At 70.8% G+C, this 26,361-nt stretch carries 18 protein-coding genes and 1 pseudogene; 9 read left to right on the forward strand and 10 right to left on the reverse strand.

Translation table 11 applies throughout. The features are described 5' to 3' along the window. Window positions 1-14: 14 nt before the first annotated feature. Window positions 15-5,009 carry an NAD-glutamate dehydrogenase gene (locus ACFYV5_RS22375; RefSeq protein WP_355112541.1) on the reverse strand — a complete coding sequence of 1,665 codons (4,995 nt, stop codon included), beginning with the start codon at window positions 5,007-5,009 and terminating at the stop codon, window positions 15-17. Window positions 5,010-5,416: 407 nt separating this feature from the next. Between ACFYV5_RS22375 and ACFYV5_RS22380 the strand changes: the two genes are divergently transcribed. Next, a complete protein-coding gene (locus tag ACFYV5_RS22380) occupies window positions 5,417-5,971 on the forward strand; it encodes a DJ-1/PfpI family protein (protein WP_355112543.1) in 555 nt (184 codons plus the stop codon). 95 nt (window positions 5,972-6,066) lie between these two features. Here ACFYV5_RS22380 and ACFYV5_RS22385 read toward each other — a convergent pair whose 3' ends face one another. Together ACFYV5_RS22385 and ACFYV5_RS22390 are read right to left on the reverse strand one after the other, a co-directional pair. After that, entirely contained in the window at window positions 6,067-6,726 is a 660-nt protein-coding gene (locus ACFYV5_RS22385; protein ID WP_389171049.1) for an HAD family hydrolase, read from the reverse strand. A gap of 80 nt (window positions 6,727-6,806) precedes the next feature. Then, a complete protein-coding gene (locus tag ACFYV5_RS22390; protein WP_355112547.1) occupies window positions 6,807-7,313 on the reverse strand; it encodes a DUF6912 family protein in 507 nt (168 codons plus the stop codon). A gap of 278 nt (window positions 7,314-7,591) precedes the next feature. Between ACFYV5_RS22390 and ACFYV5_RS22395 the strand changes: the two are divergent. Then, window positions 7,592-8,042, forward strand: a pseudogene (locus ACFYV5_RS22395) (Rv3235 family protein); the annotation flags it as partial. Between the two features lie 173 nt (window positions 8,043-8,215). On the opposite strand, the gene secA reads toward ACFYV5_RS22395, so the two are convergent. Next, window positions 8,216-11,017, reverse strand: a complete 2,802-nt coding sequence (secA, locus tag ACFYV5_RS22400; protein WP_355112551.1) for a preprotein translocase subunit SecA — start codon at window positions 11,015-11,017, stop codon at window positions 8,216-8,218. A gap of 240 nt (window positions 11,018-11,257) precedes the next feature. Here secA and ACFYV5_RS22405 point away from each other — a divergent pair, with 240 nt between their 5' ends. Both ACFYV5_RS22405 and ACFYV5_RS22410 read left to right on the forward strand, forming a co-directional pair. After that, the gene (locus ACFYV5_RS22405; RefSeq protein WP_355112553.1) at window positions 11,258-11,839 is read left to right on the forward strand and encodes a GNAT family N-acetyltransferase; all 582 of its coding nucleotides are present in this window, start codon (window positions 11,258-11,260) and stop codon (window positions 11,837-11,839) included. 30 nt (window positions 11,840-11,869) lie between these two features. Further along, window positions 11,870-13,033, forward strand: a complete 1,164-nt coding sequence (locus ACFYV5_RS22410; protein WP_389171053.1) for a winged helix-turn-helix domain-containing protein — start codon at window positions 11,870-11,872, stop codon at window positions 13,031-13,033. On the opposite strand, the gene ACFYV5_RS22415 is transcribed toward ACFYV5_RS22410, so the two are convergent. The 6 genes from ACFYV5_RS22415 to mtrA all read right to left on the reverse strand — a co-directional run bounded on the left by ACFYV5_RS22415 (window position 13,026) and on the right by mtrA (window position 20,464). Beyond that, window positions 13,026-13,781, reverse strand: coding sequence for a response regulator (locus ACFYV5_RS22415; protein ID WP_389171056.1), 756 nt, complete (start codon window positions 13,779-13,781; stop codon window positions 13,026-13,028). The genes ACFYV5_RS22410 and ACFYV5_RS22415 overlap by 8 nt on opposite strands. A gap of 218 nt (window positions 13,782-13,999) precedes the next feature. Beyond that, on the reverse strand, window positions 14,000-14,680 hold the full coding sequence (hpf, locus tag ACFYV5_RS22420; RefSeq protein WP_389171126.1) for a ribosome hibernation-promoting factor, HPF/YfiA family: 681 nt from the start codon (window positions 14,678-14,680) through the stop codon (window positions 14,000-14,002). Between the two features lie 330 nt (window positions 14,681-15,010). Further along, window positions 15,011-15,781: a ComF family protein gene (locus tag ACFYV5_RS22425; protein ID WP_389171059.1), complete on the reverse strand. Its 771-nt coding sequence runs from the start codon at window positions 15,779-15,781 to the stop codon at window positions 15,011-15,013. 124 nt (window positions 15,782-15,905) lie between these two features. Continuing rightward, window positions 15,906-17,774 (reverse strand): LpqB family beta-propeller domain-containing protein, encoded by a 1,869-nt coding sequence (locus tag ACFYV5_RS22430; RefSeq protein WP_389171062.1) that lies wholly within the window; start codon window positions 17,772-17,774, stop codon window positions 15,906-15,908. Next, the gene (gene mtrB / locus ACFYV5_RS22435) at window positions 17,764-19,785 is read right to left on the reverse strand and encodes an MtrAB system histidine kinase MtrB (RefSeq protein ID WP_355112561.1); all 2,022 of its coding nucleotides are present in this window, start codon (window positions 19,783-19,785) and stop codon (window positions 17,764-17,766) included. The genes ACFYV5_RS22430 and mtrB overlap by 11 nt, the downstream gene beginning before the upstream one ends. Window position 19,786: 1 nt before the next feature. Next, window positions 19,787-20,464 carry a two-component system response regulator MtrA gene (mtrA, locus tag ACFYV5_RS22440; RefSeq protein ID WP_355112563.1) on the reverse strand — a complete coding sequence of 226 codons (678 nt, stop codon included), beginning with the start codon at window positions 20,462-20,464 and terminating at the stop codon, window positions 19,787-19,789. A 319-nt stretch (window positions 20,465-20,783) separates the two neighbouring features. On the opposite strand from mtrA, the gene ACFYV5_RS22445 reads away from it, so the two are divergent. From ACFYV5_RS22445 to ACFYV5_RS22465, 5 genes are read left to right on the forward strand one after another with little or no spacing between them, the layout of a single operon-like run. After that, window positions 20,784-22,010 carry a hypothetical protein gene (locus ACFYV5_RS22445; RefSeq protein ID WP_389171067.1) on the forward strand — a complete coding sequence of 409 codons (1,227 nt, stop codon included), beginning with the start codon at window positions 20,784-20,786 and terminating at the stop codon, window positions 22,008-22,010. A gap of 4 nt (window positions 22,011-22,014) precedes the next feature. Beyond that, complete coding sequence (locus ACFYV5_RS22450) at window positions 22,015-22,704, forward strand: DUF4129 domain-containing protein (protein WP_389171070.1); 690 nt, start codon at window positions 22,015-22,017, stop codon at window positions 22,702-22,704. Next, window positions 22,701-23,909, forward strand: coding sequence for a DUF4350 domain-containing protein (locus ACFYV5_RS22455; protein WP_389171073.1), 1,209 nt, complete (start codon window positions 22,701-22,703; stop codon window positions 23,907-23,909). Before ACFYV5_RS22450 ends, ACFYV5_RS22455 begins: the two co-directional genes overlap by 4 nt. After that, complete coding sequence (locus ACFYV5_RS22460; RefSeq protein ID WP_355112570.1) at window positions 23,906-24,889, forward strand: MoxR family ATPase; 984 nt, start codon at window positions 23,906-23,908, stop codon at window positions 24,887-24,889. Before ACFYV5_RS22455 ends, ACFYV5_RS22460 begins: the two co-directional genes overlap by 4 nt. 12 nt (window positions 24,890-24,901) lie before the next feature. Beyond that, window positions 24,902-26,212 carry a DUF58 domain-containing protein gene (locus ACFYV5_RS22465; protein WP_389171076.1) on the forward strand — a complete coding sequence of 437 codons (1,311 nt, stop codon included), beginning with the start codon at window positions 24,902-24,904 and terminating at the stop codon, window positions 26,210-26,212. The last annotated feature ends 149 nt before the right edge of the window (window positions 26,213-26,361 follow it).

Below are 26,361 nucleotides of genomic sequence, written 5' to 3' on the forward strand. Positions count from 1 at the left end.
ACATGCCGCCGTGCCTAGCTGTGCGCGCGCAGCAGCTGGCGCATCGTCCGCATCGCCACCGACAGGTTCGCCAGGTCGAAGGTCTCCGAGCCCTGGATCTCCTCCAGCGTCGTGCGCGCCCGGCCGAGGATCGCCGCGTTCTTCTGCTCCCAGGCCTTGAACCGCTCCTCCGGCGTCGAGGTCCCGTTGCCCGCCGACAGCACGTCCGCCGTGAGGGCGGCGTGCGCGGCGAACAGGTCCTCGCGGATGGAGGCGCGGGCCATCGACTGCCACCGGTCGGCGCGCGGCAGTTCGATGATCCGGTCCATGAGCTGGGTGATCCGCAGCCGGTCGGCCAGGTCGTAGTAGACCTCGGCGACCGCCATGGGGTCCTTGGCGGTGCGGTCCGCGATCGCGACGATGTCCAGGATCGGGAAGGCGGAGGAGAAGCCGGCGACCCGCAGGGCGAGCTCCTCCGGCACGCCGACCGAGGTCAGCTCCTCCAGGATCTGCTGGTACCACTCCAGGTCCGCGCCGCGCAGCAGCTGCGGCAGCTCGGACCAGACCTGCTCCACGCGGTCGCCGAAGAAGTCGACGGTCTCGGCGAGCTCGAGCGGCTGCGGGCGGTTGCCGAGCAGCCAGCGCGTGCCGCGCTCGACCAGGCGCCGCGAGTGCAGCCGCATCCGCGTCTGGAACTCGGCCGGGACCTGGTTGTCCAGCGCCTCGACGGCGTCCCAGACCTCGTCCAGCCGGAAGATGGCGCGGGCGGCGGTCTGCGCGCGGACGATCTCCTCGATCGACGCGCCCGTCTCCTCGCGGAGGCGGTGCAGGAAGGTCGAGCCACCACTGTTGACGGTGTCGTTGACCAGGATCGTGGTGATGATCTCCCGGCGCAGCGGGTGGTTGTCGACCGCGTCGGCGAACGACTCGCGCAGCTGCGTCGGGAAGTAGGCGTGGAGCAGACGGCGCAGGTAGGCGTCGTCCGGCAGACCGGTGCCGATCAGCTCGTCGGCCACCGTGATCTTGGTGTACGCGAGGAGGACGGCGAGCTCCGGCTGGCTCAGGCCCTTGCCGTTGTTGAGCAGCTCGCGGATCTGCCGGTCGTTGGGCAGGAACTCCAGCGAGCGGTCGAGGGCGCCGTCCCGGCCCAGGCGGCGCATGAACCGCTGGTGGGCGTGGAGGAGGGAGGGCGACTGCGCGACCGCGTTGGCCAGGGCCACGTTCTGCGCGTAGTTGTTGCGCAGGACGAGCGCGCCGACCTCGTCGGTCATCTCGGCGAGGATCTTGTTGCGCTGCTTCACGGTCATGTCACCTTCGGTGACGAGCCCGTTGAGCAGGATCTTGATGTTGACCTCGTGGTCCGAGGTGTCCACGCCGGCGCTGTTGTCGATGGCGTCGGTGTTGACCTTGCCGCCCTCGCCGTCGGGGCCGCCCTTGCGGGCGAACTCGATACGGCCGAGCTGCGTCAGACCCAGGTTGCCGCCCTCGCCCACGACCTTGACCCGCAGGTCCTCGCCGTTGACGCGGATGGCGTCGTTCGCCTTGTCGCCGACGTCCGCGTTCGACTCGGCGGACGACTTGACGTACGTACCGATGCCGCCGTTCCACAGCAGGTCGACGGGCGAGTGGAGGATCGCCTGCATCAGCTCGGCCGGGGTCATCTTGGTGACGCCGGCCTCGATGCCGAGGGCCGCGCGCATCTGCGCGTTGACGGGGATCGACTTGGCGGTACGGGGGTGGATGCCGCCGCCCGCGGAGAGGAGCTCCGTCTTGTAGTCGGCCCAGGAGCTGCGGGGCAGCTCGAAGAGACGGCGCCGCTCGGCGTACGAGACGGCCGCGTCCGGGTTCGGGTCGATGAAGATGTGCCGGTGGTCGAATGCCGCCACGAGCCTGATGTGCTCGGAGAGCAGCATGCCGTTGCCGAAGACGTCACCGGACATGTCGCCGACGCCGACGACGGTGAAGTCCTCGGTCTGGGTGTCGTGGCCCAGCTCGCGGAAGTGCCGCTTCACGGACTCCCAGGCGCCGCGGGCGGTGATGCCCATGCCCTTGTGGTCGTAGCCGGCCGAACCGCCGGACGCGAAGGCGTCGCCGAGCCAGAAGCCGTAGCTGACGGCGACCTCGTTGGCGATGTCGGAGAAGGTCGCGGTGCCCTTGTCGGCGGCGACGACGAGGTAGGTGTCGTCCTCGTCGTGGCGGACGACGTCGACCGGGGGCACGACCTCGCCGGCGACCAGGTTGTCGGTGATGTCGAGCAGCGCCGAGATGAAGGTCTTGTAGCTCGCGATGCCCTCGGCCAGCCAGGCGTCGCGGTCCACGGAGGGGTCCGGGAGCTGCTTGGCGACGAAGCCGCCCTTGGCGCCGACGGGCACGATGACGGTGTTCTTCACCATCTGCGCCTTGACCAGGCCGAGGATCTCGGTACGGAAGTCCTCACGCCGGTCGGACCAGCGCAAGCCCCCTCGGGCGACCTTGCCGAAGCGCAGGTGCACGCCCTCGACGCGCGGCGAGTACACCCAGATCTCGTATGCCGGGCGGGGCGCGGGGAGGTCGGGCATGGCCTGCGGGTCGAACTTCATCGAGACGTACGCGTGCGGCCGCTCGCCGCCGTCCGCCATCTGGCCCCTGTTGTCGCTTCCCTCGCTGGCGCTCTGGAAGAAGTTGGTCCGCAGCGTGGCCTTGATGACGGTGAGGAAGGAGCGCAGGATGCGGTCCTCGTCCAGGCTCGCGACCTGGTCGAGGGCGCCGTCCAGCTCCTCCAGGAGCCCGTCGATGAGCTCGGTGCCGGCGCGCTGGCGCTCCGGGGACATCCGGGCCTCGAAGAGCGAGACGAGCAGCCGGGTGGTGTGGACGTTGTTGCGGAGGGTGTCCTCCATGTAGTCCTGGCTGAACGTCGAACCGGCCTGGCGCAGGTACTTCGCGTAGGCGCGCAGCACCATCGCCTGACGCCAGTTCAGCCCCGCGCTCAGGACCAGCGAGTTGAAGCCGTCGTTCTCGGCCTCGCCGGTCCAGGTGGCGGCGAACGCCTCCTGGAACCGCTCACGGGCGTCGTCGCTGAAGGAGGCGCCGTTGGCGGTCGGGGTGGGCATCCGCAGACCGAAGTCGTAGATCCACGCGTTGGCGCGGTCGGCGCAGCGCAGCTCGTACGGACGCTCGTCGATGACCTCGACGCCGAGCCGGTTGAGCACCGGGAGCACGGCCGAGAGGGAGATCTGAGCGCCGGATTTGTAGATCTTGAAGCGGCGCTCGCCGGCTCCGGTGCCGACCGGCTCGTACAGCGAGAGGGCGAACTCCTTGCCGGTGCGGTTCAGCTGCTCCAGGTGGACCAGGTCGGCCACGGCGGCGCGCGGCGAGTGGTCGGCCTTGTAGCCCTCGGGGAAGGCGTTGCCGTAACGGCGCAGCAGCTCGGCGGCGCGCTCCTCGCCGGTCTCGGCGTTGAGGGCCTCGGCGAAGCCGTCGGCCCAGGAGCGGGCGGCCTCGACGAGCCGGGCCTCGATGCGGTCCTTGTCGGCGTCGGTGAGCTGCGTCAGCTCGGTACCGGGCGCGACCCGCACGACGAAGTGCAGGCGGGTGAGCACCGACTCGGTGCTCATGAGCGTGAAGTCGACGCTCGTCCCGTCGAGCTCCTCCTTGAGGATGTCGGTCAAACGCTCACGGACGGTGGTGTTGAAGCGGTCGCGCGGCAGGTAGACGAGGGCCGAGTAGAAGCGGCCGTACTCCTCCTGGCGCAGGTAGAGCCGCAGCCGGCGGCGTTCCTGCAGGTAGAGCACGGAGGTGACGATGGCGCGCAGCTCGTCGGGCGGGGTCTGGAAGAGCTCGTCGCGCGGGTACGTCTCCAGGATCTGGAGCAGGTCGCGGCCGTCGTGGCTGTTGGGCGAGAAGCCCGCGCCGTCCAGGACCTCCTGGACCTTGCGCTTGATGACCGGAACCCGGCGGACGGACTCGGTGTACGCGGCGGAGGAGAACAGGCCGAGGAATCGGCGCTCCCCGACGACGTTGCCGTCGGCGTCGAACTTCTTCACGCCCACGTAGTCGAGGTACGAGGGGCGGTGCACGGTGGCGCGGCTGTTGGCCTTGGTGAGGATCAGCAGCTTGTGCTCGCTCGCCTTGGCGCGGACGTCGTCCGGTAGCCGGCTGAACGACGGCGACACGGGGTGGGCGTGGTGGTCGTCGTCGCCGCTGTGGCGCGGGTCGGAGCGCAGGATGCCGAGACCCGTGCCCGGGACGGCGGCCAGCGCGTCTCCGTCGACCAGCTCGTACTCGCGGTAGCCCAGGAAGGTGAAGTGGTCGTCCGCGAGCCAGCGCAGCAGCTCGCGGGCCTCCTCGACCTCGGTGGGACGCAGGTCGTCGGCGGTGGGCTCGGCGGGCAGGTTCTCGGCGATGCGCAGCGCGGCGTCGCGCATCTTCTCCCAGTCCTCGACGGTCTCGCGAACGTCGGACAGGACGCGCAGCAGGTCCGTGGTGATCTGCTTGAGGTCGGCGCGGTCGGTCTCGCGGTCGATCTCGACGTGGATCCAGGACTCGGTGAGCACGTCGTGGGCCTGCTCGGGCGTGGGCCCGTTCGTCAGGACCTCGATGAGCTTGCCCGTCACGTCGCGGCGGACGCGGACCAGCGGGTGGACCACGACGTGGATACCGCGGCCCTGGCGGGAGAGCTCGTTGGTGACCGAGTCGACGAGGAAGGGCATGTCGTCGGTGACGACCTCGACGACGGAGTGGCTGCAGGTCCAGCCGTTCTCCTCGACCGTCGGGGTGTGGACGCGGACGCTCGCGGTGCCCTGGGGGCGGTTCTCCGCGAGCCGGTAGTGCGAGAGAGCGGCGCCGAAGACGTCCACCGGATCGCGGTCGGTGAGGTCCTCGGGCGCGGTGTGCAGGTAGTAGCGCTGGAGGTAGTCGAGCAGGGTGTCCCCGTCCGGGCGCTTCCCCTTCTCGGGTCCCGTCGGAAGTTGCCCCCCGACCGGACCGGTCTCAGCTACCCGGGCAGCCCGTGCGAGCAGCTCGGCCTTGGCTTCGTCCAGCTTGGTCTGCATTGTCCCTGGCTCCTGTCGCGCGCCGTTGCGTGACGTCGGTGGAAGAAATGGCGCAACGCCACGACGCGGGGTTACCGGTCGACATCGACGTTATGCCGGGATGAGAGATGTCCGAGCCGATTTCGGCCAATCTCGGCACGGGGCCCGGACGGAAGGGATCAGCGAACGCCATGTCGGCCCGGCCGCGGTAGCGGACCGGGCGAGAGCCGGGGGCTTCGCTGCCCCCTCGGCGTATCGCGCTGATCACGGGAAAAGCCTATCGCTCTCCACCCCGGGGCCGTCATGGTCCGTATGTGTACAAAAGAGGGGGTGGAAGTTTGACGTTATGGACAGCGACAGATGTCCTCTTGGCAAAGCGGCCCGCGGCGGGCAGCGTGGTGGGTACATCACTGGATCCGGGAGTCGCCATGGCGAAGATCTTGATCGTGACCGGGGACGCGGCGGAGTCGCTGGAGGTCATGTACCCCTACCAGCGTCTCCTCGAAGAGGGGTACGAAGTCCACATCGCCGCCCCGGCGCGCAAGCAGCTGCGGTTCGTGGTGCACGACTTCGAGCCGGGCTACGACACGTACACCGAGAAGCCGGGCTACACCTGGCCCGCCGACCTGGCGTTCTCGGAGGTGGACCCGGGCGACTACGTGGCGGTGGTGATCCCCGGCGGCCGGGCCCCGGAGTACCTCCGCAACGACCCCGAGCTCCGCAAGATCCTCAAGTCGTTCTTCGACGCGGACAAGCCGGTGGCCCAGATCTGCCACGGCCCGCTCCTGACGGCGGCGATCGGCGGCCTGGAGGGCCGCCGGGTCACGGCGTACCCGGCCCTGGAACTCGACATGCAGGCGGCGGGCGCGAGCTTCCAGGACACGGAGGCGGTGGTGGACGGCACCCTGGTCTCCTCCCGGGCCTGGCCGGACCACCCGACCTGGATGCGCGAGTTCCTGAAGGTCCTGCGCGCGAAGGGGTAGGGGCGGCCTCGGGGTCGGGGGCGGCCGTTCCGTGGGCACAACCCCCACCGAGCCGCACCCGACCCCGCTCCGCACCGCCCACCGGGCGCGCCCACCTAGACCAGCTCCTCCGCCACCTGGACCGCCTCCGCGAGCGAGTCGACCACCGGCACGCCGACCCTCTCGAGCGACGCCCGGCTGTGCGACCCCCCGGTGTACAGCACCGCCCGCGCACCGACGTGCGCCGCCGCCACCGCGTCGTCCGCCGCGTCCCCGATCACCACGATCCGCGAGGGGTCGACACCCTCCAGGGCGGCCAGATGGCGCACCATGTGCGCCGACTTCCCCGCCGTCGAGGACCCGACCCGCCCGTCCACCCGCACGAACCGCTCCTCGATCCCGTGCCGCCGCACCAGCGGTATCAGTTCCGTGTGCGGCGCCAGCGAGAGCAGCGACTGCGTCAGCCCGGACTCCTGGCGCGCGGCCAGCAGCTCCGCCGCCCCGACCGTGAGCCCGCAGGCCTCCGCCCGCTGCCAGTAGTGCTTGTGGAAGACGCCGTCCATCAGCGTCCACTCGTCGTCCGTGGGCAAGCGCCCCATCAGCCGCTCGTAGAACTTCGGCACGGGCACCATGTAGAGCTCGCGGTAGCGCGCGAGCGTGATCGGCTCCAGGCCGAGCTCGGCGAACGCGGCGTTCGTCGCCCCGATGACGGCCTCGATGTCGTCGAGCAGTGTCCCGTTCCAGTCCCAGACCAGGTGCTTCGCGTGCTTCCCCATGCGAAGACGGTACCGGCCCGCTCCGACAACCGACCTGGGCCGACCGCTCCTGGGCCGACCGCTCCTGGGCCGACCGCTCCTCAGGCCAGCAGCCCCGGAATCTCCTGCACCCCGAACCAGAGCAGCTCGTGGTCCTCCGCCCCGTCCACCGTGAACTGCGCGTCGTCGTCGCCCTGGTCCGCCGCCCCCAGCGCGGCCGCCGCCGCCGAGACGTCCGCCTCGGCGTCGTCGGCGTCGGCGTGCACGGCCGCCGCCTTGGCCAGCGGTACGGCTCCGGCGATACGGACCTCGCCCAGGGCGCCGGGGTCCAGGCCCCGGTCGGGGTCGACGACCGCCTCCTTGTCCGGCACGTCGACGGCGACGACGATCCGGCGCCGTGCGGCCGAGGGGTCACCGGCCAGCAGCCGCAGGGAGGCGGAGGCGGCCCGGCTGAGCGCCGCGTACTCGAGCTCCTCGATGTCGTCGGAGACGTACCACTCGCGCAGGGCGGGCGTCACGGCGTACGCGGTCAGCGGACCGGGGCCCAGCTCGCCCGCCTTGTGCGCCTGTGCGAGACCGGGAAGGGTCAGGGGGACGTACACGCGCATGGCTGGCCGCTTTCGTAGTCGGAAACGCCTCTCAGGATACGTGGGGAGTCCCCCTTCGGGGCCTCCAGGCCGTCGTCCCGCCGGTCCACCCGAGGCATCCCCCGCCCCTGCGCCGACAGACCCCGAGGACCGCTCCCTCACTCGGATAGGTGAACCCGCCGCCCGGCTGCGGTGGCCCCCACGGTGTCTTGCGGGGGCACCGAGCGCGCCCGTACAAGATCCCCAACAGAAGTTACCGCCCGGTAGACCGCCCGGGCCGTACGGAACGGGGACCGCCCATGAGCACCGCCGCCACGAGCCCGAGGCCCGCCCGCACCCCCGCACCGCGTGGGCCGGGCGGTCCGGCCGGCACCGGCCCTCGGGGCCGCGCCGGAACCCGCCCGGCAACCGCCTCACGCGGCGCCGTACCGCCCCGCGCGCTCCCGCCGCACGCTCTCTTCGCCGAACGCCTCCTCGCCGTCCTCAGCGGCGAGCGGCCGGTCCACTGGATGCTCGGTCAGACGGTCGGGGAGGCGTACGAACAGCTCGTCCAGCTCGCCCCCGGGAACGCCCTTCAGGTCCCCGGGGGCGCGCCCCGTCCTGCGCACCTGCCACTTCCACCCGCCCCGGACGGACGCCGTCGAGGTCTGCGCGACCGTCGCCACCGGGGAACGGATCCGGGCCATGGCCTTCCGTCTGGAGCGCGGCGCCGACCGCCGCTGGCGCTGCGCCGCCGTCGAACTGGACGGCCTCCACGGGGGCGCCCCCACGCACGGGCAGGAGCACGGACGGGAGAGGGACTCCCACGCGCGCGTGCCGGCCCAGTCGCGCGCCGCCCGGACATGACGAAGGGCGCGTCGCCCGGACATGACGAAGGGGCCGGCCACCGCACCCGGTGCCCGGCCCCTCCTCCCCTCAGGGGGTCACTTCTTGCGGCGACGACCGCCCGTGCTCTTCTGCGCCTTGCGACGCTCGGCGCGCGTCATGCCGTCCCCACCCGCGGAGGCGTCGTCGCTGACGAAGTCGCCCTCGACGATGCTGCCCTCGCCGTCCACCTTGGGCGCGGTGAAGTGCAGCCGGTCCGGCCGCTGCGGGGCGTCGAGCCCCTTGGCACGGATCTCCGGACGCCCGGCGCCGGCCGGCACGGCGTCCTCCTTGCTGAGCGAGGTGGCCACCGGAACCTCCTCGACCTGCTGCTCGACCTGGACCTCCAGGTTGAACAGGTAGCCGACGGACTCCTCCTTGATGCCCTCCATCATCGCGGTGAACATGTCGAAGCCCTCGCGCTGGTACTCGACCAGCGGGTCCTTCTGGGCCATCGCGCGCAGGCCGATGCCCTCCTGGAGGTAGTCCATCTCGTAGAGGTGCTCGCGCCACTTCCGGTCGAGCACCGAGAGAACCACGCGGCGCTCCAGCTCACGCATGATGTCCGAGCCGAGCGACTTCTCGCGGGCGTCGTACTGCTCGTGGATGTCGTCCTTGACGGACTCGGCGATGAACTCGGCCGTGATGCCCGCACGGTCGCCGGCCGCCTCCTCCAGCTCCTCCACGGTGACCTTCACCGGGTAGAGCTGCTTGAAGGCGTTCCACAACCGGTCGAGGTCCCACTCCTCCGCGAAGCCCTCGGCGGTCTCCTGGCGGATGTAGTCGTCGATCGTGTCGTCCATGAAGTGGCGGATCTGCTCGTGCAGGTCCTCGCCCTCCAGGACGCGGCGGCGCTCGCCGTAGATGACCTCGCGCTGGCGGTTGAGGACCTCGTCGTACTTCAGGACGTTCTTACGCGTCTCGAAGTTCTGGGTCTCGACCTGGGACTGCGCGGAGGCGATGGCGCGCGTGACCATCTTGTTTTCGATCGGCACGTCGTCCGGCACGTTGGCCATGGCCATGACGCGCTCGACCATCTGGGCCTTGAACAGGCGCATCAGGTCGTCACCGAGCGAGAGGTAGAAGCGGGACTCGCCCGGGTCGCCCTGACGGCCCGAACGACCGCGCAGCTGGTTGTCGATACGGCGCGACTCGTGGCGCTCGGTGCCCAGCACGTACAGCCCGCCGAGCGACTTGACCTCCTCGAACTCCGCCTTCACGGCCTTCTCGGCGCGCTCCAGGGCGGCGGGAAGGGCCGCGGCCCACTCCTCGACGTGCTCGACCGGGTCCAGGCCCATCTGGCGCAGCTCGGCCTCGGCGAGGTCGTCCGGGTTGCCGCCGAGCTTGATGTCGGTGCCTCGTCCCGCCATGTTCGTGGCGACGGTGACGGCGCCCTTGCGGCCGGCCTGGGCGACGATCGTCGCCTCACGGTCGTGCTGCTTGGCGTTGAGGACCTCGTGCTGGATGCCGCGCTTGGAGAGCTGCTGCGAGAGGTACTCGGACTTCTCGACCGACGTCGTACCGACGAGGATCGGCTGGCCCTTCTCGTGCTTCTCCGCGATGTCGTCGACGACGGCGGCGAACTTGGCGACCTCGGTCCGGTAGATCAGGTCCGACTGGTCCTTACGGACCATGGGCCTGTTCGTCGGGATCGGGACGACGCCGAGCTTGTAGATCTGGTGGAACTCGGCCGCCTCGGTCATGGCCGTACCGGTCATGCCGGAGAGCTTGTCGTAGAGGCGGAAGAAGTTCTGCAGGGTGATCGTGGCGAGGGTCTGGTTCTCGTCCTTGATGTCCACCCCTTCCTTCGCCTCGATCGCCTGGTGCATGCCCTCGTTGTAGCGGCGGCCGGCGAGGATACGGCCGGTGTGCTCGTCGACGATCATGACTTCGCCGTCGATGACGACGTAGTCCTTGTCCTTCTTGAAGAGTTCCTTGGCCTTGATGGCGTTGTTCAGGTACCCGACGAGCGGGGTGTTCACCGACTCGTAGAGGTTGTCGATGCCCAGCCAGTCCTCGACCTTGGCGACACCGGACTCGTGGATGCCGACGGTGCGCTTCTTCTCGTCGACCTCGTAGTCGCCGGTCTCCTCGATGCCCTTGAGGGTGTTCCCGGCCTCGCCCCTGGTCAGGCGGGTGACCAGCTTGGCGAAGTCGCCGTACCACTTCGTGGCCTGGTCGGCCGGGCCGGAGATGATCAGCGGCGTACGGGCCTCGTCGACGAGGATGGAGTCGACCTCGTCGACACAGGCGAAGTTGTGGCCGCGCTGGACGAGCTCGTCCTTGGACCACGCCATGTTGTCGCGCAGGTAGTCGAAGCCGAACTCGTTGTTCGTGCCGTACGTGATGTCACAGGCGTACTGCTCACGGCGCTGGGCCGGAGTCATGTTCGCCAAGATGCAGCCGACGGACAGTCCGAGGAACTTGTGGACGCGGCCCATCATCTCGGAGTCGCGCTCGGCCAGGTAGTCGTTCACCGTGATCAGGTGCACGCCCTTGCCGGACAGCGCGTTCAGGTAGGCGGGAAGCGTGCCGACGAGGGTCTTGCCCTCACCGGTCTTCATCTCGGCGACGTAACCGAGGTGCAGGGCGGCGCCGCCCATCAGCTGGACGTCGTAGTGACGCTGGCCGAGGACGCGCTTGGCACCCTCGCGGACGGTCGCGAAGGCCTCGGGGAGCAGGTCGTCGAGGCTCTCACCGTCGGCGTACCGCTGCTTGTACTCCTCGGTGAGCCCCCGCAACTCGGCGTCGGAGAGGTTGACGAAGTCCTCTTCGATGGAGTTGACCTGGTCCGCGATGCGGTGCAGTTTGCGCAGGATCTTACCTTCGCCTGCACGCATGAGCTTGTTGAAGACGGACACTGAGGCTGGTCTCCTTGCCGGTCGGGCCTGGCACTGGGTCGTGTGAAGGACTCGGGCGCGGGCACGGCAGGTGGTCCCCACCGCAACGGCCATCGTAAGCGAGACCGCCGCCGCGCCGGGAGGCCCGAAGGACCGGAGCGTCACCGCTGCCCCGGAATGAGAACGCGCGAGACGCACCGAAGGTGCCGCCGGGCCCGAAAAGTGCTCGCTTCCCGTCGCCCCGATCACCAGAATTCCGTCATGGAGCCGACGACACTGACCACGGAACGGCTGACCCTCGCCACGTTCACTCCGGAGGACGCCGACGAGGTCCACACGATCTGCCAGGACCCCGACATCCAGCGCTGGACGACCGTCCCCTCGCCCTACGGGCGTCAGGACGCGGAGTTCTTCCTGAACCGCGTCGTCCCCGACGGCTGGCGCGACGACACCGAGTACAGCTTCGCCGTACGGCTCCGGGAGGGCGGCCCGATCCTCGCCGCCGCCGCGCTCCACCACCCCCGCTCGGGCACGTGGGAGGTCGGGTTCTGGACGGCCAAGGAACACCGCGGCCGCGGCTACATGACGGAGACCGTCCTCGCCCTGGCCCACTGGGCCTTCACGGAGCTCGGCTGCACGCGCCTGGAGTGGCGCGCCGAGGTCGGCAACCTGGGCTCGCGCGCGACCGCCGAGAAGGCCGGTTTCACGGTCGAGGGCACACTGCGGGCCGCGCTGCCGAACAAGGGTGTGCTGCGGGACACCTGGGTCGGCGCGCTGCTCCCGTCCGACCTCGGCCTGCGGAGCTCGCTGCCCTATCTGCCGGATCCCCGGTCCGGGGCCTGAGTGTCAGTGCCGCCCTCTAGGGTGCGGACCATGACGACTGCGCCGCCTCCCGCCGCCGAACTGTCCGCGGACGAAGCCCGCCGGATCGCCCTGCGCGCCCAGGGGTTCCTGGGCGCGCCCGACCGCCGGGCCGGTGTGCGCGGCGTGCTGCGGCACCTGGGCCAGGTCCAGCTCGACACCATCTCCGTCCTGGCGCGCTCGCACGAGCTGATTCCGTACGCGCGCCTGGGCGCGGTGGGCCGTACGACGGTCGAGGAGGCGTACTGGACGGAGGGGCACGCCTTCGAGTACTGGTCGCACGCGGCCTGCATCCTGCCCATCGAGGAGTGGCCGCTCTTCGCCTTCCGTCGCCGCGCCTACCGTGACCGCCCGCAGTGGCACCACGAGCTGTCGGACGGGGCGTACGACGCCGTGATCAAGCAGCTGCGGGCCGAGGGCCCGCAGACGGCGACGGAGCTCGGCGGCGCGAAGAACAAGGGCGAGTGGTGGGACTGGTCCGAGTCGAAGATCGCCGTCGAGCGGGCGCTGATGTACGGCGAGGTGGTGTGCACCGAGCGGCGCGGCTGGAAGCGGGTCTACGACCTGGCCGAGCGGGCGATCCCGGACGCCCTGCTCCACGACGACCTGGACGACACCGAGTGCCTGCGGCGGCTGGTACGGCAGGCGGGCGAGGCGCTGGGCGTGGGCACGCGCGCGGACATCGCGGACTACCACCGGATCAAGGGCGAGGCGTTCGACGCCGTGGTCGAGGCCTCCGGGCTCGTACCGGTGGTCGTGGAGGGCTGGGGGAAGCCGGCCTGGGCCGATCCGGCCGCCCTGGCGACGCAGCCGCGCGGCCGGCACCGCACGACGCTGCTGTCACCCTTCGACTCGCTGATCTGGGAGCGGCCGCGCACGGAGCGGATCTTCGGTTTCACGCACCGCCTGGAGGCGTACGTGCCGAAGCAGAAGCGCGTGCACGGCTATTTCGCCATGCCGTTGCTGGCGGGCGGGAAGCTGCTGGGCCGCGTCGACCCGGCGCGCGAGGGCAGGACGCTGGTGGCCCGGCAGGTGTCGCTGGACTCCCCCAGGGCGGTCGCTCCGATGGCCCAGGCGCTGCGTGAGGCGGCCGAGTGGGTGGGCTGCGACGCGGTACGGATCGAGCGGGCGGACCGTCCGGAACTGATCGCCCCGCTGACGGCCGCCCTCACCTGATCTCGAGGATCTTCTCCCGCATCGCGTAGACCACGGCCTCCATCCTGGAATGCAGCTGGAGCTTCTCCAGGATGTTGCGCACGTGGTTCTTCACCGTGTTCTCGGAGATGAACAGCTCCTTGGCGATGTCCCGGTTGTTCATCCCGGTCGCGACGAGCTTGAGGACTTCCAGTTCGCGGTCGGTCAGCCGCGGCGCCGGTACCAGCCGGCGCTCGTCCGTCCGCTGGATCATCGACTTGAACTCGGTGAGGAGTTTCGACGCCATCGAGGGGCTGATCTGCGACTGTCCGTCGGCCACCGCGCGAATCGCGGTGGCCACCTCGTCGGTGGAGATCTCCTTCAGGAGATAACCGGTCGCGCCCGCCTTGATCGCATCGTAGAGATCGGCCTCCTCGTCGCTGATCGTCAGCATGATGATCTTCGCACTGGGGGCCACCTCCTTGATGGAGGTGCAAGCCTCGATCCCACCGCGCTTGGGCATCCGGACGTCCATCAGCACGATGTCGGGCAGCAGGTCGGCCGCTTTGTCGACGGCCTCCGCCCCGTCGCCCGCCTCGCCGACGACCTGAATGTCCTCCTCCTGGGCGAGGACGATCTCCAGACCCCTGCGGAAGAGGGCGTGATCGTCCACCACGAGGACCCGGATCGGCTCCTTGCGGGACTCCCCGCTGTCCGAATCCGATCCCTCGGTGGCGGCTGCGCCATCGGGCTCCCGCCCGCTGTGCACCGGCCCGAAGCTGTCCGCCATCGTTCCTCCCCCTGAAGGCCGTGGCCTGAATTCGTGTTCGGTCCTCCAACCACTGCGCTCAAAGCACCGGTTGGCGTGCACGCCATGATTTCATGCCCGGACGACGGCGCGGTGATCCCGTGCACTCCACGGGGTCGCACGGGGGTGCCCCTGGGGGCGCAAGGGGCGCTCCAGGGGCACCGTGACGGACAGAGTGGGCGTGGTGCTCCGGCCGCGGGTCAGCCGCCGAGGGCACCACCGGCACCGCCGCCCTCGGCGAGCGGGTCGTTCTCCAGATGGATGACGCCGTAGTCGTACGCGTGACGCCGGTAGACGACACTCGGCTGCTTGGTGTCGGCGTCGACGAACAGGTAGAAGTCGTGACCGACGAGCTCCATCTCGTAGAGCGCCTGGTCGAGGCTCATCGGCGCGGCGCTGTGGGTCTTCTCGCGGACCACCAGCGGGCCTTCGCCCTGTACTTCGATCGAGCCCATCATCGTGGTGGGCACCCCGCCGGCCTCTTCGGAGACCAGCTGGCCGCTTCCGTTGAGCTGTGCGACGCCCGGCACCACGTCGGCGACCTCGGCCGCCGACAGCCTGCCGGTGCCACGGCGGGTGTAGCGCTTGTCGTGCTGCTTGCGCAGGCGCGCCTCCAGCTTGTCGCTGGCGAGGTCGAGCGCTGCGTACGGGTCGCCCGCTGCCGCTTCCGCCCGGATGACCGGGCCTCGGGAGTGGAGGGTGATCTCCACGCGGTCGGACCTGTCGGCCTGCCGCGGGTTGTGTTCCTTGGACACCTCGACGTCGAGGCTGATCACCTTGCCGTCGAGCTTCTGGATCTTCTCCAGCTTCAGCTTCTCGGCCACGTGCTTGCGGAACCGCTCGGGCACCTCGGTCTTGCGGCCCTTGACGACGATGTCCACGCAGAACTCCGTTCCCGGATCGCTCAGGACGGCACCTGGGCCGCTGAGCATCTCCCTTTGCACCAGACTCCGGTGAATGCCGGAGTCTCGGACTTGGCGACTTTCACCTCCTCCTCCCCCATCGGCAAGATCCCCACCCCACCGATCCGAGGTTAATTCGCCCTGAACTCCTGTCCTCTAGGCGCACCCGTACATTCGCTGAGGCGTAGCTTTCGGCATTCCTCACAACCGAACATAGCTCGTTCGGACGGATGTCGGCACCCGCTGCAGCCACATACCTCCGTACGGGTGTTTTCACCTCTCACCACCTGCAACGACGTAAGTTCTCCGTCAGTTCCGGTTTGGGTCGAACGACGACGGAGAACATGCCACCACCGCCGCCATCGGCCGTACGAATCCGCTTTCCACCCCGCCGTTTTCCGCCGTGGCTCCACCCTGCCCCGGAATGAACGGAAGATGTACGGCACTCAGTGCCCGCGCCGCCTCCGTCAACGAGGCACCGGTGGTCATCAGATCGTCCACGAGCACCACCCGCCCGCCCTCCATGAGCCGTGCGCCACCGGACACGACCTCCAGTGCCCCGGCCAGGTTGGCGAACCGTCCACGGGCGCCGAGCCCGGACTGGTCCGCCACGTTCCGGCGCTGGCGGAGCACCGGAACCACCCGGGCGGCCCGCCCTCGACGGCGCAGCCGGCCCGCCGCGGCCAGCGCGATCCGCCGGGTGGGATCGTGGCCACGCGCCCGCACCGAGCGACGGGAGGAGGGCACGGGTACGAGGAGAAGGGGGCCGGTCTCGGAGACGTCCCAGCGCCCGGCAGCCGCCTCCACGGCACCGGCGAGGGCGGAACCGAGGGGTCCGGCGAGGGACAGCGCGCCGCGCTCCTTGTGGGTGAGGAGCACGGACCGTACGGCATCGGCATAGGGCGCGGCGGCATGAACGGCCGGCAGTCCGGCCGGTTCCGGCAGGGGCCGCACCCGGCGTGGTCCGGGGCCTGCCAGCTCCTCCCGGCACCGCGGGCACAGCTCCGTACGGGGCCTGCCGCAGCCTCCGCAGGCGACCGGCAGCACCAGTCCGGCGATCACACGCCACCACCCCCGCATGGCTCCACTGTCCTCCTGCCGGTCCCGCCCGGCCACCCCTGTGGACAACGGGCCGGCGCCACCGAAAAACAGTCGATCGGGGCGGGCGCGGGGGGCCGAGCGGGTGACGGCCGGCTGTCGGCGGCTACCCGGGATAGACCGGCGCGGAGCCGGCGACCTTGACCATCCGCTGCCAGTTCGCGCCCGGCATCAGACGCACGATGCCGTCGTTGCCCGAGTCGGCGACCACCGGAGCGCGCTCGTCGTTCGGCGCGGCGACCGCCGTCACCCCGTTCAGGCCCGGCAGCAACGAGGCCGTCGAGGTCGCACCGTCCGTCTGGACGTAGCGGACCTGCTGAACCCCGCCCGCCTCCTTGCCGACCACGACCAGCCTGCTCGGACCGGCCCAGGACACGGCGGTGACGGCCTCCATCCGCGGCGCCACGGGCTGCAGGTCCACCACCGACACGGTGGTCCGCGTCCCGCCGCCCTCCCGCTCCACCCGGCCGATCTTCAGGGTGGTGCGGCCGTCCTTGTCCTTGAGCAGCAGAGCGATCCGCACACCGTCCGCGGAGACCCGCAGCGACTCGACCCGGCCGCCGTCCGCGAGCCAGGGCGCCCGGACCTCGACGGGCTCCCCGTCACCGCCCGGGATCATCCACAGCCGCGGCTTCACCGGATCGCGGTCCGCCACCCACAGATCGCCCCGGCCGTCCCAGCTCGGCGTGGACAACCGGTCCTCGGGCCGCGCCGCACCGCTCGTCACGAGCGGGGGAGGCAGCTCGCCGTCGGAAAGGATCGACGCCACGCGCAGCTCGCGCCCGTTCTTGTCGACCCCGGCCGCCCGGCTCTCCTCACGGTCCACCGCGACCGACCGCAGCGGCATCTCGCCCTTGCCGAACGGCCCCAGCGTCGCGTCCGCCTCCGCGTCCTCCTTACCGCCGACCGGCAGCGTCTTCAACATGCCGTGCTCGTCGACGAAGAAGGGGTTCTCCGCCCTGCCCGTGTCGTGCACCGGGGCGAAGTCCTCCGCCTGTGCCTTGGACAGCACACAGAGCCGGCCACCGTCGGAACCCCGCTGGAGCTCCACCTGCTCGACCCGTACGGACGTCAGACCGCCCAGCGTGAACAGCAACTGAGCGGCCATCCGACGGCAGACCTCCCCACCCACCAGATCGGCCTTCGCGTTGAGCGGCACCTTCAGCGTGGACTGGTCGTCCGTCGCGAGCGAGGTGACGCCCTCCTTCAGCTCCGTACCGGAGGGGAAGCGTGAATCCACGGCGGGCTTGAGCCAGTTCGTCGGACCCTCGAGCAGGGCCTTGACGGTCTGGGTCACCGGATCCATCCGGGTCACCGGGTCCTGCCGCTGCCGGATGTACACCGGGTCGGCGACGACCCACTCCTGGCCCGAGGCGAAGTAGTACTTGTTGACGGAGCGGTAGTTGCGCTGGAAGTCGGCCTCACTGAGCACCAGACCCGGCGGCAGGTGGTCGATGCGCCACTCCTTGCCCTTGCCGTCCGCGGAGGGCTGCTGCACCACGTGGATGAAGTCCTTGTACTCGGCAGGGCTCATCGGCTGGTACGCGTGCCGGGCGTCCACCGTGGCGATCTGCCGCCCGCGGATCGGGTACGACCGCCCCTGGCTCTCCGAATCCGGGAGCTGGTCGGCCTGCTCACGGTCCGGCGCCGTGGTGAGCACGGTGATGCTCTGCCCCGGCTTCCAGGTGCGCGCGGCCTGCTTCGTCAGATACTTCTTCGCGGTGGCGAAACCGGGGTCGTCACTGGTCATGGCCTCCAGAAAGCCGTCGACGATCTCGTCCGGCTCCGCGTTCTCCCGCGGCTGCACGGCATACACCCGGACCTGCGAGTCGCCCGGGTTGGACGCCTTCACACTCCGTACGTCCCCGCTGTCGGGCATCGTCGCGCAGCCCGTCGCCAGCAGACCGCCGCAGGCGAACAGCACACCTGCCCGCAGGGCACCGGACGACCGCTGTCCTCGGGAGTCAGCGCTCACCTGTTCCGTCCTCCCCCTCGGCGTTCGCCGACGCCATCGCCTCACCGTTGTCGGCCTCGGCCGCCGACCGGGCGACCACCCGCGCACCACTGCCCGGCAGGGCCGTCGGATCCGCCGTGGCCCGCGGCACCGCGGGCATCCGCGGCGGTACGGGCAGCGCGGCCCGGTCCCCCGCGGGCTGCACCGGCACGGTCACCCGGCGGGCCCCGCTCTCCGGCCCCCGCCCGACGGCCGCCTCGGCCGCCGCCTGCTCACGGTTACGCCGTGAGTCCTCCGGCTCCAGCGGGATCGGGGATCCGCGCAAGGGCTCGTCCGCCGTTCGCGGCAGGGTCAGCCGGAACTGCGAACCGCCACCGGGCTCGCCCCACGCCTGCAGCCAGCCGCCGTGCAGCCGGGCGTCCTCCACCGCGATCGACAGGCCCAGGCCCGTACCACCGGTGGTACGCGCGCGTGCCGGGTCCGCCCGCCAGAACCGGTTGAAGACCCGGGTCGCCTCGCCCGGCTTGAGTCCTACGCCGTAGTCCCGCACGGCGACCGCGACGGCGCCGCCCGCGGCGGCCAGCTTCACGATCACGTCCTTGCCCTCACCGTGCTCCACGGCATTGACGACGAGATTGCGCAGCACCCGCTCGACCCGGCGGGCGTCCGCCTCGGCCACGACCGGCTGCTCGTCGCCGACGACCACGATCCGGCCGCCCTTGCGCTCGGCGAGCGGCTCCGCGCCGCCGATGACCCGCCGAACGACCTGACGCAGGTCTATCGGCTCGGCCTCCAGCGCCGCGGCCCCCGCGTCGAAGCGGCTGATCTCCAAAAGATCGGAGAGCAGCGACTCGAAGCGGTCGAGCTGGTCGCCCAGCAGCTCGGCGGAGCGCGCGGTGACCGGGTCGAAGTCGACGCGCGCCTCATGAATGACGTCCGCCGCCATCCGTACGGTCGTCAGCGGTGTGCGCAGCTCGTGCGACACGTCCGAGACGAACCGCCGCTGCATCCGCGAGAGCTCCTCCAGCTGCTGGATCTTCAGCTGCAGGTTCTGCGCCATCTTGTTGAAGGCCTCACCGAGCCGGGCGATGTCGTCCTCGCCGGTGACCTTCATCCGCTCCTGGAGACGGCCCGCCGAGAGCCGCTCGGCGATCCCCGCCGCCATCCGCACCGGCGTGACGATCTGGCGCACCACCAGCCAGGCGATGGCACCGAGCAGCACGACCACGAACAGCCCGGCCGTCGCCAGCGTGCCCTTCACCAGGGCGAGGGAGTCCTCCTCGTGCGTCAGCGGGAAGAGGTAGTACAGCTCGTACTGGGTCCCCTCGGCGTCGTTCAACCGCTTGCCCACCACGAGCCCGGCCTCGGACTCCTTGCCGTTGGTGTAGTGGATGCGGGTGTACGTCTGGAAGGTGCCCGCGCCCTGGGCCACATAGCGCCGCAGGTCGTCGGGGATGCTCGTGGCCGGGTCGACCTCACCGGAGGCACGGGCGCCCCGGCTCGCCGGCCCGTCCGAGTCCTCCAGCGAGAGCGCGACCACGTTGAACGCGCTCTGGCCACCACTGGCGAGCTGTTCCACCAGCGTGGAGCGCCACGTCAACGAGGCGCCGGCCCGTCCGCCGTCCTGCCCACCGGGCACGTAGGGGGTGGTCGCCGCCTTGTCCTGGGCGGCCGAGAAACCACCTGCGGCCTGACTCTGGGCGGCCTGCTCCTTGGCGTCGCGCAGACCGTTACGGACCTGGCCTATGACGACCAGGCCGAGCAGCAGCACCACCCCGAGCGACATCAGCAGGGTGCCCGCGACGACCCGCAGCTGGATGTTGCGCCGCCACAGCCGTACGGCGGGCAGCAGCGGACGGCGCACCCAGCGGGCGAAGAGCCGGAGCACCGGTCCACCCGGCGCCCCGTCCTCGAGCAGCCGTCCGCCACGGAGCAGACGGCCGAATCGCGAGCCCCCCCGCCTCGGTCCGGCAGTCCGCCCCGACCGGACTCCCGGCTCCCCGGGCTTCGGAGCAGTACTGCCTGCGCTCATGTCAGCTCGGCCCCGCCTTGTAACCGACACCACGGACGGTCACCACGATCTCCGGGCGCTCCGGGTCCTTCTCGACCTTCGAGCGCAGCCGCTGGACATGCACGTTCACCAGCCGGGTGTCGGCCGCGTGCCGGTAGCCCCAGACCTGCTCGAGCAGGACCTCACGGGTGAACACCTGCCACGGCTTGCGGGCCAGCGCGACGAGCAGGTCGAACTCGAGCGGCGTCAGGGCGATGGACTGCCCCTCCCGCTTCACCGAGTGACCGGCCACGTCGATGACCAGATCGCCGATGGAGAGCTGCTCCGGCGCCGGCTCCTCCGACCTCCGCAGCCGCGCCCGGATACGGGCGACGAGCTCCTTCGGCTTGAACGGCTTGACGATGTAGTCGTCGGCCCCGGACTCGAGCCCCACCACCACGTCGACGGTGTCGCTCTTGGCCGTCAGCATGACGATGGGCACACCGGACTCGGCCCTGATGAGCCGGCATACCTCGATGCCGTCCCTTCCGGGCAGCATGAGGTCCAGCAGCACCAGGTCCGGCTTGGCCTCACGGAATGCGGCGAGCGCCTTGTCACCGTCCGCTACGAACGACGGCTCGAACCCCTCACCCCGCAGCACGATGCCGAGCATCTCGGCCAGTGCGGTGTCGTCGTCGACGACAAGAACGCGTCCCTTCATATCGACATCATCCCATTAGCCAATCGTTACCTGCCGTGACCTGCCACACAGCCCCTCCACAGCCCCGGTCATGATCCGGAGAGTTCGTCCTTGCTCTGCCCGCCGCCGCTGCGGTTTGTGCGCACTGATCAGGCATCCGCCCAGTCTGCCCCCTGGAGCGCCCACAATGAAGGCGAGAATGGAGATACCGGCCCCCGCCCACCGGCGGGCCCCTCGTGGCACGATGGCTCACGGCCCGCCGCCCGGACAGGCGACCGGCCCCTGTGACCGTGCCGGCTCGCCGAGCCGGCCCCGCGACCATTCCTCGAGGTGGACGACCGTGAACGACACTCCGGGCTGGACCTCGCCCGGATCTGCTCCCTCCGACGGCCAGGACGGATCCGGGGTTCCCCGGCCCGCGACGCCCGGTGACGCGAACGGCTCCGCCCCCCAGTGGTCCAAGGACCAGCCGCCCGCCGGACAGTGGTCCCCGCCGACGGCCCCGGTCCCCGGCCAGGCCCCCGCGCCTCGGACCGGCCAGGGCTGGGGCGGTCCGCCCCAGCACGGAAACTGGGGCAAGCCGCCGGCCGCCAAGCCGGGCGTGATCCCGTTGCGTCCGCTGGGCATGGGCGAGATCCTCGACGGCGCCGTGTCGACGATGCGTACCTACTGGCGGACGGTGCTGACCATCACGGTCACCGTCGCCGTCATCTCGCAGGTCGCCGACATCCTCGTCCAGCGCTTCCTGGTTCCGACGCCGCCCGAGATCAACCCGGACGCCTCCCCGGACGAGGCGGTGGCGCAGCTCGGCGAGTCCCTGCAGGCGACACTGATCGGCTCGATCCCCGCGATCCTCATCCTCCTGATGGCCACCCTGGTGAGCGCCGCTCTCCTCACCGTGGTCATCAGCCGCGCGGTCCTGGGCCGCCCGGTGTCGCTGAGTGCCGCCTGGCAGGAAGCCCGGCCGCGCCTGCCCCGGCTGCTGGGGCTGACCCTGCTGCTCCCGGCGATGAGCGCGGCCATCGTGTTCGTCGCCATGGTGCCCGGACTCCTGATCGGTGACGAGGCCGGCGGCGCGCTCGTCGCCCTCGGCGCTCTCGCCGGTCTGGTCGTGGTCGTCTGGCTGATGGTCCGCTTCAGCCTGTCCTCGCCCGCCCTGATGCTGGAGCGGCAGGGGATCGTCCAGTCGATGAAGCGCTCGGCCAAGCTCGTCCAGGGCTCCTGGTGGCGCATCTTCGGCATCACGCTGCTGACGCAGCTGTTGCTCTTCCTCGTGGCGATGATCATCGCGATCCCGTTCGCGATCATCGCGATCGGTGCCGACGGCAACGGCTTCAGCGGTCTGCTCTCCGGCTCCACCCCCGAGTACGGCTGGTCGTTCCTGGTCATCACCGGCATCGGCGGTGTCATCACCAACGCGATCACCTACCCGATCTCCGCCGGCGTGACCGTCCTTCTCTACGTGGACCAGCGCATCCGCCGCGAGGCCCTGGACCTCGAACTCGCCCGTGCCGCCGGCCTCCCCGGCTACGGCCCCGCACCCGGCGACCAGGCCACCGGGAGCTGACAGGGTGCGGACCACGGGGGGCACGACCACGGCGCGGCTGCCGGTCCGGTACGCCGACGACGTACCGGTGGACATCCCCCGCGTCCCCGCCCGGGAGGCGGCGGAGCGGGAACTGTCCAAGCCGATGTACCACGAGAACGACCCCAGCCTGCTCGAACGCGGCCTCGACCGCTTCTGGGAGTGGGTCGGCAACCTCTTCGACACGGCTTCGGGGGCGACCCCCGGCGGCCTGCTCGGGCTTCTCGTGATCCTCGTGGTCGTGCTCGCCCTGGTCGGCGCGATCTGGTGGCGACTCGGCACTCCGCAGCGAACCCCCACCACAGGGGACTCGCTGTTCGCGGACGGCCCCCGCACCGCCGACCAACACCGTGCCGCGGCCACCCGGCACGCCTCCGCCGGTCGCTGGAACCAAGCGGTCCAGGAACGGATGCGGGCGATCGTCCGCTCCCTCGAGGAGCGCACCCTCCTCGACCCGCGCCCCGGCCGTACCGCCGACGAGGCCGCCGCCGAGGCAGGCCGTTCCCTGCCCTCGCACACGGACGAACTCCGCGCCGCCGCCCGTTCCTTCGACGACGTCACATACGGCGGCCGCACGGCCGACGCATCCGCATACCGCCGCATCGAGGAGCTGGACGTGTCCCTGGAGCGGACCAGGCCCACCCTCGATCCCACCCCCGCCGGGGCAGCCGAATGAACCGGACGCGCGCCAGCACCACCTCCGCCTCTCTGACCCCCCGCCAGATCTGGACCCGGGCCCGTGGGGTACTCCTCATCCTCGGCCTGATCCTGATCGGCGGCATCGTCCTGGCGACCGTGCGCTCCGCCGACCACCACGGCCGCCTGGACCCCCGCTCCGCCGACCCCAACGGCAGCCGGGCCGTCGCCGAGCTCCTCAAGGCCCAGGGCGTCACCGTCCAGGTGGTCACCACCCTCGACGAGGTCACCGCCGCCACCGGAGCCGACAGCACGCTCCTGGTCACCACCCCGGACCTGCTGACCCTCCATCAGCAATCCGCGCTCCACAGGGCCATGACGGCGTCCCCCGGCCGCACCGTTCTCCTCGGCGCGGGCGGCGCATCCCTCGCCACTCTGGCCCCCGGCGTCACCGACGCCGCCGGCACCGCGGTGAAGGCCCGCGAACCGCAGTGTTCTCTGCCCGAAGCCGTCCGCGCCGGCAGCGTCGACATCGGCGGCGAGCGATACGCCACCGAGATCGACTCGGCCGACGCCTGCTACCTCAGCGACGGACGGCCGACCCTGCTCAAACTCCCGGCCTCCGGCGGCGGCGACACCGTGCTCCTCGGCTCCGCCGACATCCTCTACAACGAGCGTCTCGACAAGCAGGGCAACGCCTCCCTCGCCCTGCAACTCCTCGGCTCCCGCACTCATCTGGTCTGGTACCTCCCCTCCCTCTCCGACACATCCCTCACCGAGAGCGACCCCGAGGGCGAGTCCCCCAGTGCCGCCGACAGCTTCCTCTCGCTCGTCCCCTCCGGATGGCTGTGGGGCTCCCTCCAACTCGCCCTCGCCGCCGTCCTCGCCGCCATCTGGCGAGCCAGGCGCCTCGGCCCTCTCGTGACCGAACGACTCCCGGTCGCCATCCGGGCCTCCGAAGCCACCGAGGGCCGCGCCCGCCTCTACCGCAAGGCGAACGCACGCGACCGCGCTGCCGCCGTGCTGCGCAGCGCGACCCGCAGCCGGATCGCCCCGCTCCTGGGTGTCGCCGCCCAGGACGCCCACTCACCCGAGACCCTGCTCCCCGCGCTGTCGGCCCGACTCCCCGAGTCCGCCGCAGCCCCCCGGGAGCTGCTCTTCGGCCCGGCTCCCGCCGACGACGCCGCCCTCATCCGCCTGGCAGACCACCTCGACGCCCTCGAAAGAGAGGTACGCACCTCATGAGCGCCCCGACCCCCGAGACCGCTACGAACTCGGACAGCGCCCGCGCCTCCCTGGAGGCCCTGCGCACCGAGATCGCGAAGGCGGTGGTCGGCCAGGACCCCGCCGTCACCGGACTCGTCGTCGCCCTGCTCTGCCGGGGCCACGTCCTCCTCGAAGGTGTCCCCGGTGTCGCCAAGACGCTGCTCGTCCGCGCGCTCGCCGCCACCCTCGAACTCGACACCAAGCGAGTCCAGTTCACCCCTGACCTGATGCCGAGCGACGTCACCGGTTCCCTGGTCTACGACGCCCGTACCGCTGAGTTCTCCTTCCAGCCCGGTCCCGTCTTCACCAACCTGCTGCTCGCCGACGAGATCAACCGCACCCCTCCCAAGACCCAGTCCTCGCTCCTGGAGGCGATGGAGGAGCGCCAGGTCACCGTGGACGGCACGCCTCGCCCGCTGCCCGATCCGTTCATGGTCGCCGCGACCCAGAATCCGGTCGAGTACGAGGGCACCTATCCCCTCCCCGAGGCCCAGCTCGACCGCTTCCTGCTCAAGCTGACCGTCCCGCTGCCCTCCCGCGAGGACGAGATCAGCGTCCTGACCCGCCACGCGAACGGCTTCAACCCCCGCGACCTCCAGGCCGCCGGTGTCCGTCCGGTCGCGAGCCCCGCCGACCTCGAGGCGGCCCGTGCCGCCGTCGCCAAGACCTCGGTCTCCCCCGAGATCGCCGGCTATGTCGTCGATATCTGTCGTGCCACGCGTGAATCCCCCTCACTCACCCTCGGGGTCTCCCCCCGAGGTGCCACCGCCCTGCTTTCCACCGCCCGCGCCTGGGCCTGGCTCACCGGCCGGGACTACGTCACCCCGGACGATGTGAAGGCCCTGGCCCTGCCCACCCTGCGTCATCGCATCCAGCTACGGCCCGAGGCCGAGATGGAAGGAGTCACCGCCGACTCCGTCATCAACTCGATCCTCGCCCACGTCCCCGTACCCCGCTGAGAACGGCGCCCCATGGCCCTCACCGGACGAACCGCGCTGCTCGCCGCCCTCGGATCGCTTCCCGTAGGCATCCTCGCCCCCAGTTGGACGGGGATGCTCGCGGTGAACGCGCCCCTCTCACTCGCAATTCTGTGCGACTACGCGATGGCCGCGCCAGTGCGAACGCTGCAGTTCACCCGAAGCGGTGACACAACAGTTCGACTGGGTGACGGGGCGGACGTTCAGCTCACCGTCACCAACACCTCCCGGCGCCGCCTGCGCGCCCAGCTCCGCGACGCCTGGCCGCCCAGCAGCTGGCTGCCGGGCACCGACCGGGCCGCCTCCCGGCACAAGCTCACCGTGCCCGCGGGCGAACGCCGTCGGATCACCACATCCCTCCGCCCCACCCGCCGCGGTGACCGCCAAGCCGAGCGCGTCACCGTCCGCTCCTACGGCCCCCTCGGCCTGGCCGCCCGACAGGGCAACCACGACGTTCCGTGGACAGTCCGGGTGCTGCCGCCGTTCACGAGCCGAAAGCACCTCCCCTCCCGCCTTGCGCGCCTCCGCGAACTCGACGGCCGCACCAGCGTCCTCACCCGCGGCGAAGGCACCGAATTCGACAGCCTCCGCGAGTACGTCCCGGGTGACGACACCCGCTCCATCGACTGGCGGGCCACGGCACGCCAGACCACGGTCGCCGTGCGCACCTGGCGCCCCGAGCGTGACCGCCACATCCTGATCGTGCTCGACACAGGTCGCACCTCCGCAGGACGGGTCGGAGACGTCCCGCGCCTCGACGCCGCGATGGACGCGGCTCTGCTCCTCACGGCCCTGGCCTCTCGCGCCGGCGACCGCGTCGATCTCCTGGCCTACGACCGCCGCCTGCGCACCCAGGTCCAGGGCCGCTCGGCGGCGGACGTCCTGCCCGCCGTGGTCGACGCCCTGGCCACGATCGAGCCCGAGCTCGTGGAGACGGACGCCCGTTCCCTGGCGGCCACCGCACTGGCGCGGGCCCCTCGCCGCTCGCTCCTCGTCCTGCTGACGAGCCTCGACGCGGCCCCGATCGAGGAGGGTCTCCTCCCGGTCCTCCCTCAGCTCACTCAGCGCCACACGGTCCTCCTGGCATCCGTCGCCGACCCGCACACGGCCGATATGGCAGCGCGCCGCGGCACGATCGACGGCGTCTACGAGGCCGCCGCCGCCATCCAGGCCCAGGCCCAGCGCGACCGCACGGCAGAACAGCTCCGCCGCCACGGCGTCACGGTCGTCGACGCCGGCCCCGACAACCTCGCGCCCGCACTGGCGGACGCGTACCTCGCCCTGAAAGCGGCCGGCCGCCTCTGAAAACGACTGTGGGCTCCCGCTAGGGAGCCCACAATTCCGTATCTACTGATCCAGAACGCAGAAAAGCCCCGCACCATAAGGTGCGGGGCTTTCCCACAATGATTGTTCGGCGGCGTCCTACTCTCCCACAGGGTCCCCCCTGCAGTACC

It is taken from the genome of Streptomyces sp. NPDC003035 (assembly GCF_042888285.1).
Lineage (GTDB): Bacteria > Actinomycetota > Actinomycetes > Streptomycetales > Streptomycetaceae > Streptomyces.